This window comes from Solirubrobacter soli DSM 22325, from assembly GCF_000423665.1.
GTDB lineage: Bacteria > Actinomycetota > Thermoleophilia > Solirubrobacterales > Solirubrobacteraceae > Solirubrobacter > Solirubrobacter soli.
In genome coordinates this window covers 125,639-141,393 of record NZ_AUIK01000028.1, presented here as the reverse complement: position 1 = coordinate 141,393, position 15,755 = coordinate 125,639, and the positions used below count along the sequence as shown (strand labels likewise).

Here is a 15,755-nt window from a genome sequence, read left to right as displayed (position 1 = left end):
ACCGACCTTTCGATTTCGGGCGTCCCGGGGATGGCGCCATGACCACGGCGATCGCTGACCTCCCAGGACCGGCCGGCGTCCCCGGCCTCGGCAACGCGCTCCAGCTGCGCCCGGACCGCCTGCACCTGATGATCGAGCGGTGGGGGCGGCGCTACGGGCCGGTGTTCCGGTTCTCGATGGGCCCGCGCGAGGTGATCGGCTTCACGGACACCGAGACGGTCAACGCGATTCTGCGCGAGCGCCCGCACGGCTACCGCCGCTGGCGCGAGGTCGAGGCGGTCGCCAACGAGATCGGCGTGATCGGGCCGTTCACGTCCGAGGGCGACGACTGGAAGCGGCAGCGCCGGCTCGCGGTCACCGCGCTCAACACGAACCACCTGCGGCGCTACTTCGACGTCATCCAGGTCGCCACCGAGCGGCTGCACGGGCGCCTCGCGCGCCAGACCGAGGCGGCGATCCTCGACGACTTCATGGCCTACAGCGTCGACGTGACGACCGCGCTCGCCTTCGGCGCCGACCTCAACACGCTCGAGCACGGCGACGGCGAGCTGCAGGTCCACATCGGCAACGTCTTCGAGCTGCTCGCCCGCCGGATCCTCTCGCCGGTCCCGTACTGGCGCGTCGTCAAGCCGCCCGCCGACCGCGAGGCCGAGCGTTCGCTGGAGGTCATCAAGCAGGAGATCGCCGGCTTCATCGCCCAGGCCCGCGAGCGGATGGAGGCGCGTCCGGAGCTGCGCGAGGCGCCGGAGAACTTCCTCGAGAGCATGCTCGCGACCCCCGAGTACTCCGAGCACGACATCGTCGGCAACGTCTTCACGATGCTCTTCGCGGGCGAGGACACGACCGCCAACACGCTCGCGTGGGCGACCTCGCTGCTGGCCCAGGACCCGGCCGCCCGGGCGCGCCTGCAGGCCGAGGCCGACGCGGTCCTCGGCGACGCTCGCTGGCCCGCGGACGCCGAGGCCGTCGACGGCATGGTCTACGCCGAGGCCGTCTTCCGCGAGGCCGCGCGGCTGAAGTCGGTCGCGCCGATCATCTTCGTCGAGCCGCTCGCGGACACCGAGGTGGGCGGCGTCGAGCTTCCCGCCGGCACCCGCATCGCCTGCCTCACCCGCCAGGTCGGGCGCCCCGCCGTCCCCGAGCGATTCGACCCGGGGAGCTGGCTGACCAACGGCCATGACCCGAAGACGTTCCTCTCGTTCGGCGCCGGGCCGCGCTTCTGCCCGGGCCGCAACCTCGCGTTCCTGGAGGGCAAGACCGCGCTGGCGATGCTCGCGCGCAGCTTCGAGTGGGAGCTCGCGGGCGCGCCGCCCCGCGAGAAGCTCGGGTTCACGATGAGCCCCGACGGGCTGCGGGTGAAGCTGCGCCCTAGGTAGGGTGCGCGCCATGAAGACGCGAGCCGCGGTCCTGGAGGAGTTCGGGGCCCCCTTGAACGTGCAGGAGATCGACCTCGCCGAGCCCAAGGCCGGTGAAGTCCTCGTGCGGCTGGTCGCCTGTGGCGTCTGTCACACCGACATGTACACGGCCTCCGGCGCCGACCCGTCCGGCTACGCGCCGGCCGTGCTCGGCCACGAGGGCGCGGGCGTGGTGGAGAAACTCGGCGAGGGCGTCAAGGACCTCAAGATCGGCGACCACGTCGTCACGCTGTTCTCGCCGCAATGCCGCGAGTGCGTGCACTGCGTGTCGCCGCGGACGAACCTGTGCATGGCGATCCGCGCCGAGCAGAACCTCGGCCACCTGCCCGACGGCACGACCCGGTTCTCCCGCGACGGCGAGCCGATCCGCCACTTCATGGGCACCTCGACCTTCTCCGAGTACACGGTGATGCCGGAGATCGCGCTGGCCAAGGTGCCCGAGGAGGCCCCGCTGGACCGCTGCGCGCTGTTCGCGTGCGGGCTCTCGACCGGCCTCGGCGCGGCGATGTACACGGCCAAGGTCGAGGCCGGCTCGACGTGCGTGGTCTTCGGCGCGGGCATGGTCGGCCTGGGCGCCGTCGCCGGCGCGCGCCTGCAGGGCGCCGAGCGGATCATCTGCGTCGACCTGTCCGAGGACCGCCTGGCGCTGGCGCGAGGCCAGGGAGCGACGGACACGTGGATCGGCGGCGAGGACACCGTCCAGCGCGTCCTCGACGAGACCGGCGGCTTCGGCGCCGACTACACCTTCGAGGCCACCGGCATCGTGGCCGTCATGCGCCAGGCCGTCGAGGCCGCGCGCATGGGCTGGGGCCTGTGCACGGTCGCGGGCGTCGCCGGCAAGGGGGAGACGCTGGACATCGTCCCGCGCTACCTGATCACCGGCCGGCGCGTGGCCGGCTCCTCGTTCGGCGGCGTCAAGGGCCGCGACCAGGTCCCGCAGCTCGTGCAGCGCTACCTGGACGGCGACCTCGACGTCGACCCGTTCATCTCGCACCGGATCACGCTGGACGAGGTCAATCGCGGGTTCGACCTGATGCACCACCAGGACGGCATCCGCAGCGTGATCGAGTACTAAACGAGCTGGAATCGCGCGACGAGCCGCTGGAGCTCGTCCGCGGTGCCGTGCAGGCGCTCGACCGAGCCGGTGATCTCGGTGGCCGACGCGGTCGTCTCCTGCGCCGCGGCCGAGACCTGCTGACTCGCCGCGGTCGAGCGTTCGGCGACGCTCGCGACCTCGTTGAGATCGCTCTGAAGCGTTTCGCTGCCGGCGGCGACGTCGCGGGCGGTGTCGGCCACCTCGGCGATCCGCGTGTGCATCCGCTCGATCGCGGCGTCGATGCGCTCGAAGGCCTCGCGGGTCCGTTCCACCGTGCCCGTGCCCTCCTCGGTCCGGGCCGCACCGTCGGTGACGATCTGGACGACCGCGATCGTCTCGGACTGGATCTCGCCGATCAGCCCCTCGATCTCGCGGGCGGCCCCGCCCGCGTTCTCGGCGAGCCGGCGGACCTCCTCGGCGACGACGGCGAAGCCCTTGCCCTGCTCGCCCGCCCGGGCGGCCTCGATGGCGGCGTTGAGGGCCAGCAGGTTGGTCTGCTCGGCGATCTCGGTGATGCGCTGGACGATCGAGCCGATCTGGCTCGACTTGCCCTCGAGGCCGGACATCGCCTCAGAGGCGGCACGCGAGGACTCGCGCACAGCGACCATCGCGGTCGACGCCTCGAGCACCGCCTCGACGCCCTCGCGGGCGAGCTCGCGGGCCTCGCTCGCCGCGTCCGCGGACTGCCGGGCGGCCTCGGCGGACGCGTCGACGGCCTGCGCCATGTCGGCGGCGGACTGCGTGGCGCCCGCGACCATCCGCAGCTGCGCCTCGGCGCCGCTCGTGATCTCGCTCATCGCGCCGGCGATCTCCGCGACGGCGCGGCCGGACTCGTTGGAGGTGCGGGTGACCGCGTCGGAGGAGGTGCTCACGGTCGTGGCGGTCGCGACGACCTCGCCGATCATGTCCCGCAGGCTGTTGGTCATGCGGTGCAGCGCGTGACCGAGCGCGTCGCGCTCGGACTTCGGCTCGATGTCGGTCGTCAGGTCGCCGTCGGCGATCCGCCCGGCCGCCTGCTCGACCTCGCGCAGATAGGTGACCATGTCGCCGAACGCGGCGGCGGTCGCCCCGAGCTCGCCGGCCGCGGCGACGTCGACGTTCTGGTCGAGGTCACCTGCCGCGATGCCCCTCGCCGCGGTCAGCAGCCGCCGCGAGGCGCTCACCAGCGGGCGCGCCATCGCGAAGCTCACGAGCGCGGCCAGCAGGGCCGCCAGCGCCAGCACGACGATCACGAGGCGCTTGCCGCGGGCGGCCGTCGCGGACGCGTCGGCGGCGATGCGGTCGGTGACCTTCTGCTCGTCGGTCACCAGCGCGTCGTTGGACTCGTCGGCCTGCTCGATCAGCGTCTCGACGCCGTCGATGATCTTCGCCGCCTCCTCAGGCAGCGGCTGGCCCGGCTTGACCAGCGCCAGCGCACGCTCGCGCTCGCTCTGGATCCGGGTCATCAGCTCGGCCTGCTTGCGCGCCTCGTCGCGCAGCTTTGGCGTGCGCGCGTCGGCGGCGAACGCCGTGAAGCCGTCGGCGGACTCCTTCATCACGTCCGCGGCCTCGGCGCGGTTGGCGTCGAACTCCTTCTGATCGGCCGAGGCGAGCGCGAGGTGCTGGAAGCGGTCGCCCTCGAACTGGCGGGAGTTGGAGTCGCGGAGGACCTCGACCGCGGCCGTCTCGGACGCCTGGGTCTTCGCCATGTCAGCCGAAGCGCCGAGCTGGCGGATGCTGATGACGCCGAGAATCGCGGTGAGGATGAGGACGGCGGCGGGAGCGATCAGCAGCTGACCGCGGATACCGAGGCGTGTGACGAGTGAGGGCATGTCGGCCCTGTCATCGGCCGGACAGCCCGCACTCTTTACGAGATCGACACCGTTAGCGGCCCGCGGCCTTGATCACGCTCGCCCGCGCCCGGTGCTCGCGTTCGTAATTTGCGACCTGGCGCGCGACGCCCGGATCCGCGCCGGACAGCGTCATCAGGATCGTCTCCGTCGACTCGTCGTCGTAGCCCGACCACGGCTCGCCCACCGACAGCTCCGCGATCCGCTCCAGCACGACGGCGCGCTGCTCGTGCTCGGCCTCGTACGCGCGGATCACCGCGAGCTCGTGCTGGCTGAACGCGGGCAGCTTGGCCGCGATCGCCGACGCGCGCTGGCGGTCGTAGTTCCGGAGTGGGAGGTCGTCCTGGGAGTACGCCATTCTGGTTCATTACCCAAGAGATGTCCGCGCTCGAACCTCACGGCACGTGGCGCCTCGGACGTCAGAGCCCGGCGAGAAGCTCGCGCGCGCGGTCGTCGTCGAGCCCGACCAGAGGTGGGCGGACATGCCAGGTGTCCTCGCCCGTGCGGTGGCGCATGATCGCCTTCAGGGCGGGGATGACCGGAAAGCGCTCGAGGTGCTCGCGGCGCGCCGTCAGCCGGGCCTGCGCCGCGTCGTCGCGGGTGCGGAACACCTCGGCGGAGAGTGGCGCGGTGACGTTGACCGTCGCCGAGATGCAGCCGGCGCCGCCCCAGCGGAGCGTGTCGAGCAGCAGCGACTCCGTCCCGGCGAACACGCGCAGCTGCGGGAACTCCTTGCACACGGCCTCGATCCGCGCGGCGTCGCCGCTGGAGTCCTTCGTGCCGGCGATCACCCCCGGATAGGCGTCGAGCAGCCGGGCGATCAGCGCGAACGAGAAGCCGAGGATCGTCTGCGGCGGGATGTGGTAGAGGAAGAGGCGCAGCCGGTCGTCGGCCACGCGCTCGATCAGCTCGGCGAAGAAGGCGAACAGCCCGTCGTCGGAGACGCCCTTGTAGTAGAAGGGCGGCAGTGCGAGGACGCCGGGCGCGCCGGCCGCGAGGGCCTCGCGGGTCAGGGTCACCGCGTCGGTCAGCGCGCACGCGCCGGTGCCGGGGAGCAGCGTCTCAGGCGGGATTCCGTCGGCCACGAGGTCCTGCCACGCGCTCACGCGCTCGCCGACGCTGAACGAGTTCGCCTCGCCGGTGGTGCCGAAGATCGCCAGGCCGTCGCAGCCTTCGTCGAGCAGGCGGCGACAGTGCGCGGCGTACGCCCGGCGGTCGATCGTCAGGTCTTCGCGCAGCGGCGTCAGCGCCGCGGCGTAGACGCCCTCAAACGACGAGGCCATGCCGGACCGTGTTCTCCGTGATCACCGTCGGCTCGACGAACTGCAGGAGGTACGCGGGACCGCCCGCCTTCGTGCCGGTGCCGGAGAGCCGGTTCCCGCCGAACGGCTGGCGCCCGACCATCGCGCCCGTGATCTCACGATTGACGTACAGGTTGCCGACGGGTGTGCGACCCGCGACGTAGTCGACCGTGCGCGGGCTCCGGCTGAACAGCCCGCCGGTCAGCCCGAACGAGGACGCGTCGACGCGGTCGCACGCCTCCTCGACCGACTTGACGCGCTCGACCGCCAGGAGCGGGCCGAAGATCTCCTCGTGCAGCACCGGCGAGTCGGCCGGGAGGTCGGTGGCGAGCGTCGGGCGGGCGAAGAAGCCGCGGTCGGGCAGCTCGGCGGCGCGCGCGGCGATCCTGCCCGTCGCCTGCGCGGTGGCGGCGTAGCGGGCGACACGGTCCTGCGCTTCGCGCTCGATCACCGGCGGCACGTCGATCTCGGGATCCGACGCCTGGCCGACGTGCAGGACCTCGATCGCGCCGGCGAGGCGCTCGACGAGCCCGTCGTGGATCGCCTCGTGGGCGAGCACGCGGGCGGCCGCGGAGCACTTCTGGCCGGCGTAGTTGAACGCGCTCTTCACCAGCGCGGGCACGACGTCGTCGAGATCGGCGTCCGAGTCCACGATCACGCAGTTCTTGCCGCCCATCTCGGCGACGACGCGCTTGAGATGCTTCTGCCCGGGCGCGAGCTCGGCCGCGCGCCGGACGATCTCCAACCCGACTGGGCCCGACCCCGTGAACGCGATCGTGTGCACGCGCGGGTCGCCGACCAGCTGCGCGCCGACAGGGCCCTCGCCGGGCAGCAGCGCGAGCGCGCTGGGCGGCAGACCGGACTCCCGCAGCGCGCGCACGAGCATGTACGCGCACGCCGGCGCCTGCTCGGCCGGCTTGAGCACGACGCCGTTGCCCGTCGCCAGCCCCGCGGCGACCATCCCGAGCGGGATCGCCACGGGGAAGTTCCACGGCGAGATGACCGCCACGACGCCGCGCGGCGACCAGCGCAGCTCGTTGCGCTCACCCGGCAGCTGGATCAGCTCCGCGCCGGCGGTCCCCGGCAGCCCCGCGGGATGCTCGGCGAGCGCGACCGCCGCCCGCGCGTAGTACTCGAGGAAGTCGATCGCCTCGCACACGTCGGCGTCGGCCTCCCGCCACGGCTTCGCGGTCTCGCGTACCTCCAGCGCCGCGACCTCCAGCCGCCGTTCGCGTAGATACGCAGCAGCGCGTATGAGCACGTCGGCCCGGTGCGTAGCGGAGGTGTGCCTCCACTCACTGCGCGTGGCGAGCGCCAGGGCGGCGTCGACATCCGCGTCGGACGCGATCGCGGACTCCGCCACGACGCGCTCGGGCTCGCCGGGGTCGACCGACACGAGCGCGCCACCATGCCGCGCGTCGTCACCCACCCACACCGGCACCTGGATGACCGGCTCGGCGTCGAAGGCCTCCAGCGCACCGCGCAGCTGGGCCCGCACCGGCGCCCGCCGCAGCTCGAGGATCGGCTCGTTCTTGAACGGCGTCAGGGACACGCCCGACAGTCTGTCAGCGCCCGCCTCCCGCCGCGCCCGCCGGGTGCCCACAACAGGGGTGTGATGCTGCGCCGTCCTCACAGGACGGTGGAGCATCACACCCCCGATCCCATGATCGATTTGGTCAAAGTGACCGGCCGGAGGGATCACAACCGACCGGTCGAGTTGGCGCGCGGGTGGGGGTGTGTTGCTGGTGTTTCGCTATGCGGGAGCGGAGCATCACACCCGTATGCGGCACCCCGCGCGTCGCGCTGCGCCGCGCCGGCGCGCCGCGGCAACGGCCACGCGTGCGGTCGCGCCGCCGGGCGGGAAGTCCGGGCGCACGTCGCGCCGCGCCGGTGCGCCGCGAGTCCGGGCGTCGAGACGCGCCGCCGCGCCGCGCGGCGAGTCCGCGCGTGGGCGTCGCGCCCGGGGACGCGGCGTGGCACCGCGCGGCGAGTCCGCGCGTGGCGTCGCACCCGGGACGCGGCGTGGCACCGCGCGGCGAGACCTCGCCCGCGGTCAGGGGGTTCGGGCGACGGTGCCGCCGGGGCGCGCGAGCAGTACCTCGAGCGGCACGCCGCGGGCCTGCTCGTACAGAAACGACTCGTTCGAGGTGTTCTCGAGCAGGCGCCGGACGAGGTACGCCATCCCCGCGACGAGGTCTCCTACGGGGCAATACGTTCGAACGCGTAGCCCCAAGGATGCGATCGCGGCCTGCAGCGGATCGCCCAGACCGCGCAGAACCTGCAACTCGAGGTCGGAATCCGCGCCGCCGCTGAGCCGGTTGTACGCAATTGCGTGTGAGACGCTGCGCAAGTTGTGTGAGGCGATCGCGACGCGCACCTTCGGCCGCGCGTCCAGGAGCCGCCGGGTCAGGAGCTCGAAGTTCGCGTCGGTGTCGGCCTTGACGTCGAAGACCGGGGGCGACCAGCCGTGCTGCGCGGCCTGGACGAGCTCGTGATCCCAGTAGGCGCCCTTGACCAGCCGGATGGTCAAGGGATGAGCACGTCCTGCTCCTGGGCCGTCCAGCCACGCCAGGATCGTGTCCAACGTGTCCGGCGAGTCGCGCAGGTAGCCCTGGAGCACCAACCCGGCCGACGGCCCCGGCCGGAACTCGTCCTCGGCCAGCAACGAGAGGATCAGATCCAGGACGGCATCGCGCGAGTCCATCGACTCCATGTCGATGTGCAGGTGCGCGCCGCGCTCCTGTGCATGCCGGAGCAGCGGGCGCAACCGGTCGGCGGCATCGCGCTTGCCGCGCTCCGGCGCGTCGGGCCGCAGCAGCGGCGTCAGAGCGCTCACCTTCACCGACAGGTTCGCCCGCGGCAGCGCGCCCGCGGTGTCCTGCTCGAGCTGCGAACGCGACGGCCAGCCGGACGCGGCGCGAGCGATCGTGTCCAGCGCGTCGGCGCAGCGGTCCGCGTAGCGCTGCGCCTCGGCCTGCGTGACCGTCGCCTCGCCCAGCAGGTCGACAGAGGACGCCACCCCGTCCTTCCACAGATCGCGCAGCACACCCAGCGCCGCCCGAGGGTCCTCACCCACGATGAACCGGTGCGCCATGTGCTTGACGCCCGACGCCGCCGCCATCCCCAGCGCGCGGCGCCCGGCCTTCGAGCCGCCCATCCGAAGCGCCACGCCGATCGGCGGCGGCGGCTCACCCACGTCCTCCAGGAAGGCGGTCAGGTGCCGCGCCAGGTCGTCGAGGTTGCGACAGGCCGGGACGACGTCGACGAACCGGAACAGCGCCGCCTTGAGCTCGGCGTCCGAGGACGCGAGATCCATGGCCTTGTCGTCGAGCGCCTTCAGCGGGTTGCGGGTCGTCGGCAGCGCCGCCGCGAGCTTGCGGCCCACCTCGAACAGCTCGCGTTCAACCGCGCCCTCGTCGGCCATGGGTGCACAGCGTATTCGCGCCGGTACCCTGGCGCCCATGAACCGCGAGGTGGGGCTGCTCAGCGTCGTGGCGCCCATGTACGAGGAAGAGGACACCGTCGACCCGTTCACCGAGCGGGTCGAAAAGGCGCTCGGCCACCTCAACTACGAGCTGATCCTCGTCAACGACGGTTCCAAGGACCGCACGCGCGACGCGATGGCGAAGGCCGCCGAGCGCGATCCGCGGGTGAAGATCGTCAGCCTCGCGCGCAACTTCGGCCACCAGCCCGCGCTCACCGCCGGCCTCGAGCACGCCAGGGGCGACGTGATCGTGATGCTCGACGGCGACCTCCAGGACCCGCCCGAGGTCATCCCGGAGATGATCGAGCGCTGGCGCGAGGGGATCGACGTCGTGTACGCCGTGCGCGAGCAGCGGCTGGGGGAGACCGCCTTCAAGCGGATCACGGCGCGCGGCTTCTACCGCACCTTCAGACGGCTCACCGGCCTGGATCTGGCGGTCGAGTCCGGCGACTTCCGCCTGATGGACCGCAAGGCGCTCGACGCGCTGCTCGCGATGCCCGAGCGCAACCGCTTCCTGAGAGGCATGACCGTCTGGATCGGCTTCAGCCAGATCGCCGTCCCGTTCGTGCGCCAGGAGCGCCACGCCGGCGTCACCAAGTACCCGCTGCGCAAGATGCTGCGGTTCAGCTTCGACGCGATCACGTCGTTCTCCAGCCGCCCGCTGCAGTGGGCGACGTTCCTCGGCTTCCTGTTCAGCGTCATCGCCTTCCTGGCGATCCCGCTGACGATCGTCGCCCGCTACGCGAACATCTTCGAGCGCGGCGTGCCGACGACGATCATCATCGTGCTGCTCCTGGGCGGCATCCAGCTGATCACGCTGGGGATCATCGGCGAGTACATCGGGCGCATCTACGACGAGGTCAAGAAGCGCCCGCTCTACGTCGTCGGCGAACGCATCAACCTCGAGGAGCCCGAAGACCGATGAGGATCGCCGTCCTCGGGGCCGGTGTCGCCGGCCTCGTCGCCGCCCTGCGCCTGACCGAAGCCGGCCACACGGTCGACGTCTACGAGCGCTGGCCCGGCCTCGGCGGCCAGGCCGCGACGCTCGACGTCGGCCAGGGCCACCTGCTCGAGCGCTACTACCACCACCTGTTCTCGACCGACCGCCACATCGCGGGGCTCTACGACGAGCTGGGGATGGAGGACGAGCTGGACTGGATCACGTCCAGCGTCGCCTATTTCACCCAGGGCAAGCAGTGGCCGTTCGTGACCCCGATGGACCTGCTGCGCTTCAAGCCGATGCCGCCGCTCGCGCGCATCCGCCTCGGCATGGCGGTTCTCGCCATCCAGCGGGGCCCGGGCAACCCGGCGCCGTTCGAGAAGGTCACCGCCCGCAAGTGGATCGAGCGCTACATGGGCAAGGCCGCCTACCGCACGCTCTGGGGCCCGCTGCTGCGCGGCAAGTTCGGCGAGCGCGCCGACGACATCGCGATGGTCTGGCTGCAGAACAAGTTCCGCCTGCGCCGCGGCGACGACGCCGCCGAGGAGAAGCTCGGCTACCCCAAGCACTCCTGGGAACTGCTCTTCGAAGAGCTGCGACGCAGGATCGAACACGGGGGAGGGCGCGTGCTGATCGACCGCCCCGCCGCCAAGGTCGAGCCGGGCTTCGTCATCACCCCCGGCGCGCCCAACTCCTTCCGCAAAGGCCACGACCCGCGCGACTTCGAGACGCTCGAGCCCGAGCGCTACGAGGCCGTCCTGGCGACGGTCCCGTCCGACGTCTTCGAGCAGCTCGCCGCCCCCGGCCTCGTCCCCGAGCACTACCTCGCCCAGCTGCGCGACATCGAGTACTTCACCGCGCTCTGCCTGCTGATCGAGCTCGACCGCCAGTTCTCGCCCTACTACTGGACCAACATCGGCGACGACGCGCTCCCGTTCGTCGGCCTGATCGAGCACACGAACTTCATCGACCCCGCCCGCTACGACGGGCGTCGCTTCCTCTACGTCGCCAACTACCTGCCTCGCGGGCACGAGCTGCTCGACCTCGACGCGCAGGGCGTCCTCGACACCTACACACCCGGCCTGAAAGCCGTCACGCCCGCGTTCGACCACAGCTGGGTCAAGCAGACCTGGCTGCACCGCGAACCCGCCGCCCAGCCGATCGTCACCGTCGGCTACCGCGCCAAGATCCCCGCCATGAAGACCCCGACGCGCGGGCTGGTGCTGGCCAACACGACCCAGATCTTCCCCGAGGACCGCGGCACGAACTACGCCGTACGCGAGGGTGACGAGGCGGCCCGCGCCATGCTGGAATGGCTCCCGTAAGCCATGTGACACGCGGCTAGCTCGTCATAAAAAGTTCGGTTTGCACCCTGGAGAATCGGGCAGGGCCTGCCGATACTCGGGGACATGACCTCCCCGGACTCCAACTGGCTCTCACGGGCTCTCGGTCGGAACAAGCGTCCGGCTGAGGATGACCTTCATGCTTGCGCCGCCTGCGGCAAGGATTTCGTGAACCCCGTCAACTGGGAGCCGGTCACGCCGGAGTCCTGGTGGATGCAACTGCGCTGCGGCTCCTGCGAGGTCTGGCGTGAGGTCACGGTCACGAACAAGGTCGCCGAGCGCTTCGACATCGAGCTCGACCGGCGCGCCGACCTGATCCATCGCGCCCTGCACAAGCTCGACCGCGAGCGGATGATCCAGCAGGTCGAGACGATGATCGGCGCCCTCCGGCACGGCCTCATCGAACCGGCCGACTTCGCCCGCCCCGCCTGAACCTAAAGGGGCCTGACCCCTTTAGATTTCGAGCCGCTCGTCCTCGAGATCGAGCTCGCGCTCGAGGCGGTGCATGACCTCGTTGGAGATCGTCCCCTCGTTGCGCAGCCGGACGATCTCGCCGCGCTGCGCCTCCAGGACCTCGCGCAGCACGGTCTGGTAGGCGAACGAGCGGTCCTCGTAGCCGTCGTCCTCGATCTTGCCCGCCCGCGCCTTCAGGCGCCGGCGGCGGTAGGTGTACGCGCCTTCCAAGCGCTCGAGCGTGTCGTCGCGGGTCCAGTCCTCGTCCCGTAGCGCGGCGATCCGCGCCAGCGCGGCCTCGGTCGCCACCAGGCGCGCCCGCAGCTCCTCGCCCGCTTCGAGCGACCCGTCGTCGGTCACCCCGAGCCAGCGGATCAGCGGCGCGAGCGTCAACCCCTGCAGCACCAGAGTGGCGAAGATCACCGCGAACGTGAGGAACACGACGAGGTCGCGCTGTGGGAAGTCGCTCGGCAGCGCGAGCGCCGCGGCGAGCGAGACCGCGCCACGCATACCCGCCCAGCCGCCGACGAGCCGATAGCGCCACGTCGTCCGGCGCGCCCGCTGCGAGGCGCGGCGATCGAGCGCGCGGACCACGTAGATGATCGTGTTCTGCCAGACCAGCCGGGCGAGGATGACCGCCAGGCTGATGGCGACCGCGTAGCCGGTGAGCTCCCCGGCGTGCGTGGCGTCGAGGCTGTCGAGCACCGTCGGCAACTGCAGCCCGGTCAGCACGAAGAGGATCGCGTTGAGCAGGAACTGGAGCTGCTCCCACATGCCGAAGCCGCGGATGCGGGTGGCCGGGGAGGCGATCCGCGGCGCCTGCCATCCGACGTAGATCCCCACCGTGACCGCCGCGACGACCGCCGAGAGGTGCAGCTTCTCGGCCGGGACGTACGCGGCGTACCCGGTCAGCAGGCTGATCGTGTTCTCGATCAGCGGATCGTCCAGCCGCCGGCGGACCTCGGCGATGACCCAGCCGACGAGCAGCCCGAGCGCCGCGCCGCCCGCCGCCTTCCAGACGAAGTCCCAGCCGGCGTCCAGCAGCGAGAAGCTCGCGCCGAAGACCGCGGCGCGGGCGATGTTGTAGGCCACGAGCGCCGTCGCGTCGTTGATCAGCGACTCGCCTTCGAGGACGGAGACGAGCTGGCGCGGGACGCCCAGACGCCGCGCGATCGCGGTGGCCGCGATCGGGTCCGTCGGGCCGACGATCGCGCCGAGCGTGAACGCGACCGGCCACGACATGCCGTCGATCAGCTCATGCGCGACGACCGCGACCAGGACCACGGTGAACAGCACGAGCCCGACGGAGAGCAGCGTGATCGGCCGCAGGTTGGCCCGCAGGTCGGTGAGGTTGGCGAAGAACGCGCTCGTGTACAGCAGCGGCGGCAGGAAGATCAGCAGCACGAGGTCCGGGTTCATCGCGACCTCGGGCAGGCCCGGGACGAAGCCCATGAGGGCGCCGCCGAGCACCATCACGATCGGGTACGGCACGTTGATCGCGCGGGCCGCGGCGGACAGGACCACCACGGACAGCAGCACCGAGACGATGACTACTTCGACGTCTTCCACCGCACCACGCCTTCGTCCTCGAACGAGGCGACCTCGCCGCGCTCGGCCAGCAGGTCGATGTGCCCGAGCACCTCGGACAACGTCAGGAACGTCTGCGTGAGCGCCACGCCGCCCCAGATCGCGTGGGCGAGCTCGTGCCCGGTGCGCGGCCGCTCCTCGATCAGCCCGAGGATCTTGCGCGCGCGGCGCTCGTGCATGGCGAAGCGCTCGTCGATCAACGCCGCGTGGTCGCCGAACGGCTCGCCGTGGCCGGGGAAGACGGTCTCGACCGGCAGCTCGCGCGTGGCGCGCAACGAGGCCATGTAGGTCAGCAGCGCGCTCGGCCGCTTCGCCGCAGGGTCCAGCGGAGCGGAGATCACCGGGTTGGAGGAGATGTTCTTGATCAGGTGGTCGCCGGCCACGAGCTCCCTCGACCCGGGATCGAACAGGATCGTGTCCGAGGGCGAGTGTCCGGGCCGATGATGGACGTCGAAGCGCCGGTTCGCGAACGCGAGCTCGCCGCCGTCGCGCAGGAGCGCGGTGACCGGCGCGCTCCCGCCCCAGCCACGGTGCGCGCGGGTCACCGCGGCGAGCACCGCGACCACGTCGACCGACACGCCGTGGCGGCGCATGACGGCCTGCGCCAGCTCGTCGTTGCGATCGGCGTAGGCGCTGAAGTCCTCCACCAGCGGCGCGAACGCCTCCAGCGCGCAGACCTCGGCGCCCGACCGGTCGGCGACGATCCGCACCAGCCCGACGTGATCGGCGTGCTGGTGCGTGATGACGATCCGCTCCACGTCCTCGAGCCGACGCCCCGTCGCGCCCACGGCGGCCTCGAGCGCGACGAGCGCCTCGCCCCAGTTCGGCCCGACGTCGACCAGCGTGAGCGGGTCGTCGTCGATCAGGTAGCAATTCACCCGGCCGACCCGGAACGGCGTCGGGATCGGCAAGCGGTGGATCACGACCGGATCAGGGCAAGGACCTCGTCGCGCCGGCGCTCCATGTCCTCCTGGGAGATCAGGCTCTCCAGATTGAGGCGCAGGAGCGGCTCGGTGTTCGACGGGCGGACGTTGAAGTGCCAGTCCTCGTAGTCGATCGACACGCCGTCGAGCTCGGTGATCTCGGCGTCGGAGTAGCGCGCCTTGATCTCGTCCATCTTGGCCCGCTGGTCGGCGACCGTGGAGTTGATCTCGCCGCTGATGAAGTACTTCGAGCGCAGGTCGGCCAGCAGCTCGGCCAGCGTGGTCTCGCGCTTGGAGAGCAGCTCGAGGATCAGCAGCGCCGGGATCGTGCCCGAATCCGCGTTGTAGAAGGCCTTGAAGTAGTAGTGGCCGGAGACCTCGCCGCCGAACTCGCCGCCCTCGTCGCGCATGCGCGTCTTGAAGAACGCGTGGCCGACGCGGTTCACGACCGCCCGTCCGCCCAGCCGCGTGACCGTGTCCGGCACCGCTCGCGAGGCGCGCACGTCGTAGAGGATGTCGGCGCCCGGGACCTTCTCGAGGATGCTCGCGGCGAGCAGCGCGGTGAGGAAGTCGCCGGGGACGAACTCGCCGGCGCCGTCGATGAAGAAGCAGCGGTCCGCGTCGCCGTCCCACGCGATGCCGAGGTCGGCGCCGGTCTCGACCACCTTGCGCACGATGAACTCGCGGTTCTCGGGCAGCAGCGGGTTCGGCTCGTGGTCCGGGAACTCGCCGTCCGGGACCCAGTAGGTCTCGACCAGGTCGAGCGGCAACCGCTTCAGGATCGGGCCGACCATCGGCCCCGCCATCCCGTTGCCGCCGTCGAGGACGACCTTGAGCGGCTTGACCACGCTCGGGTCGATGACCTTCAGCGCCTCGCGCTGGAACGCCTCGTAGATGTCGACTTCCTCGTAGGAGCCGCCGCCGGGGGCATCGCCGAGCCCGTTCTCGATGTGCGCGCGGATCTCCTGCAACCCGCGGTCACCCGACAGCGCGACGCTGCCGCGCTCGACCATCTTCGCGCCGGTGTACGCCTTCGGGTTGTGGCTGGCGGTGCACATCAGGCCGCCGTCGAGGTCGCGCGAGCCGACGAGCCAGTAGACCATCTCGGTCCCGACCTGCCCGGCGTCGACCACGTGGGCGCCCTCGGCGACCATGCCGTCGCGGTAGCGGGCGGCCAGCTCCGGGGCGGAGAGCCGCATGTCGCGGCCGAGGCCGATCCTGAGCTCGCCCACCGGCTTGCCGGAGAGGTCCGAGAGCGCGCGGGCAAGGCCGCGGCCGACCGCCTCAGCGGTGTCGCCGTCGATGTCGTCCCCGTAGATGCCGCGGACGTCGTAGGCCTTGAAGATCCGAGAGAGATCGGTCACGGGCATGCGGCCGCAGGATA

At 71.4% G+C, this 15,755-nt stretch carries 13 protein-coding genes; 5 read left to right on the top strand and 8 right to left on the bottom strand.

The window, feature by feature from the left end; genetic code table 11:
- Window positions 1-38: 38 nt before the first annotated feature.
- Together G569_RS0123215 and G569_RS0123210 are read left to right on the top strand one after the other, a co-directional pair.
- Window positions 39-1,376 carry a cytochrome P450 gene (locus G569_RS0123215; protein WP_028065192.1) on the top strand — a complete coding sequence of 446 codons (1,338 nt, stop codon included), beginning with the start codon at window positions 39-41 and terminating at the stop codon, window positions 1,374-1,376.
- 10 nt (window positions 1,377-1,386) lie between these two features.
- Entirely contained in the window at window positions 1,387-2,490 is a 1,104-nt protein-coding gene (locus G569_RS0123210) for an alcohol dehydrogenase catalytic domain-containing protein (protein WP_169542223.1), read from the top strand.
- On the opposite strand, the gene G569_RS0123205 is transcribed toward G569_RS0123210, so the two are convergent.
- The 5 genes from G569_RS0123205 to G569_RS50870 form a co-directional block, all read right to left on the bottom strand.
- The gene (locus G569_RS0123205) at window positions 2,487-4,322 is read right to left on the bottom strand and encodes a methyl-accepting chemotaxis protein (protein ID WP_028065190.1); all 1,836 of its coding nucleotides are present in this window, start codon (window positions 4,320-4,322) and stop codon (window positions 2,487-2,489) included. The genes G569_RS0123210 and G569_RS0123205 overlap by 4 nt on opposite strands.
- A 52-nt stretch (window positions 4,323-4,374) precedes the next feature.
- The gene (locus tag G569_RS0123200; protein ID WP_028065189.1) at window positions 4,375-4,698 is read right to left on the bottom strand and encodes a hypothetical protein; all 324 of its coding nucleotides are present in this window, start codon (window positions 4,696-4,698) and stop codon (window positions 4,375-4,377) included.
- A 61-nt stretch (window positions 4,699-4,759) separates the two neighbouring features.
- Complete coding sequence (locus G569_RS0123195; RefSeq protein ID WP_028065188.1) at window positions 4,760-5,623, bottom strand: dihydrodipicolinate synthase family protein; 864 nt, start codon at window positions 5,621-5,623, stop codon at window positions 4,760-4,762.
- Complete coding sequence (locus G569_RS0123190; RefSeq protein ID WP_028065187.1) at window positions 5,607-7,193, bottom strand: aldehyde dehydrogenase family protein; 1,587 nt, start codon at window positions 7,191-7,193, stop codon at window positions 5,607-5,609. Before G569_RS0123190 ends, G569_RS0123195 begins: the two co-directional genes overlap by 17 nt.
- Before the next feature lie 501 nt (window positions 7,194-7,694).
- Window positions 7,695-9,065: a proline dehydrogenase family protein gene (locus G569_RS50870; RefSeq protein ID WP_028065186.1), complete on the bottom strand. Its 1,371-nt coding sequence runs from the start codon at window positions 9,063-9,065 to the stop codon at window positions 7,695-7,697.
- Window positions 9,066-9,102: 37 nt separating this feature from the next.
- On the opposite strand from G569_RS50870, the gene G569_RS0123180 reads away from it, so the two are divergent.
- The 3 genes from G569_RS0123180 to G569_RS0123170 all read left to right on the top strand — a co-directional run bounded on the left by G569_RS0123180 (window position 9,103) and on the right by G569_RS0123170 (window position 11,840).
- Window positions 9,103-10,050: a glycosyltransferase family 2 protein gene (locus G569_RS0123180; RefSeq protein WP_028065185.1), complete on the top strand. Its 948-nt coding sequence runs from the start codon at window positions 9,103-9,105 to the stop codon at window positions 10,048-10,050.
- A complete protein-coding gene (locus G569_RS50865; RefSeq protein ID WP_053226856.1) occupies window positions 10,047-11,390 on the top strand; it encodes an NAD(P)/FAD-dependent oxidoreductase in 1,344 nt (447 codons plus the stop codon). The genes G569_RS0123180 and G569_RS50865 overlap by 4 nt, the downstream gene beginning before the upstream one ends.
- 186 nt (window positions 11,391-11,576) lie before the next feature.
- The gene (locus tag G569_RS0123170; protein ID WP_028065184.1) at window positions 11,577-11,840 is read left to right on the top strand and encodes a hypothetical protein; all 264 of its coding nucleotides are present in this window, start codon (window positions 11,577-11,579) and stop codon (window positions 11,838-11,840) included.
- A gap of 21 nt (window positions 11,841-11,861) precedes the next feature.
- On the opposite strand, the gene G569_RS0123165 is transcribed toward G569_RS0123170, so the two are convergent.
- From G569_RS0123165 to G569_RS0123155, 3 genes are read right to left on the bottom strand one after another with little or no spacing between them, the layout of a single operon-like run.
- Window positions 11,862-13,430: a Na+/H+ antiporter gene (locus G569_RS0123165; protein WP_028065183.1), complete on the bottom strand. Its 1,569-nt coding sequence runs from the start codon at window positions 13,428-13,430 to the stop codon at window positions 11,862-11,864.
- Window positions 13,412-14,371, bottom strand: a complete 960-nt coding sequence (locus tag G569_RS0123160; protein WP_028065182.1) for an MBL fold metallo-hydrolase — start codon at window positions 14,369-14,371, stop codon at window positions 13,412-13,414. The genes G569_RS0123165 and G569_RS0123160 overlap by 19 nt, the downstream gene beginning before the upstream one ends.
- Window positions 14,368-15,741 carry a phosphomannomutase/phosphoglucomutase gene (locus tag G569_RS0123155; RefSeq protein WP_028065181.1) on the bottom strand — a complete coding sequence of 458 codons (1,374 nt, stop codon included), beginning with the start codon at window positions 15,739-15,741 and terminating at the stop codon, window positions 14,368-14,370. Before G569_RS0123155 ends, G569_RS0123160 begins: the two co-directional genes overlap by 4 nt.
- Between the last annotated feature and the right edge of the window lie 14 nt (window positions 15,742-15,755).

Bases quoted from the DNA above. Each gene is read 5' to 3' on its own strand.
- G569_RS0123215 (WP_028065192.1), top strand. From the start codon at position 39: ATGACCACGGCGATCGCTGACCTCCCAGGACCGGCCGGCGTCCCCGGC.
- G569_RS0123210 (WP_169542223.1), top strand. From the start codon at position 1,387: ATGAAGACGCGAGCCGCGGTCCTGGAGGAGTTCGGGGCCCCCTTGAAC.
- G569_RS0123205 (WP_028065190.1), bottom strand. From the start codon at position 4,322: ATGCCCTCACTCGTCACACGCCTCGGTATCCGCGGTCAGCTGCTGATC.
- G569_RS0123200 (WP_028065189.1), bottom strand. From the start codon at position 4,698: ATGGCGTACTCCCAGGACGACCTCCCACTCCGGAACTACGACCGCCAG.
- G569_RS0123195 (WP_028065188.1), bottom strand. From the start codon at position 5,623: ATGGCCTCGTCGTTTGAGGGCGTCTACGCCGCGGCGCTGACGCCGCTG.
- G569_RS50870 (WP_028065186.1), bottom strand. From the start codon at position 9,065: ATGGCCGACGAGGGCGCGGTTGAACGCGAGCTGTTCGAGGTGGGCCGC.
- G569_RS0123180 (WP_028065185.1), top strand. From the start codon at position 9,103: ATGAACCGCGAGGTGGGGCTGCTCAGCGTCGTGGCGCCCATGTACGAG.
- G569_RS50865 (WP_053226856.1), top strand. From the start codon at position 10,047: ATGAGGATCGCCGTCCTCGGGGCCGGTGTCGCCGGCCTCGTCGCCGCC.
- G569_RS0123155 (WP_028065181.1), bottom strand. From the start codon at position 15,741: ATGCCCGTGACCGATCTCTCTCGGATCTTCAAGGCCTACGACGTCCGC.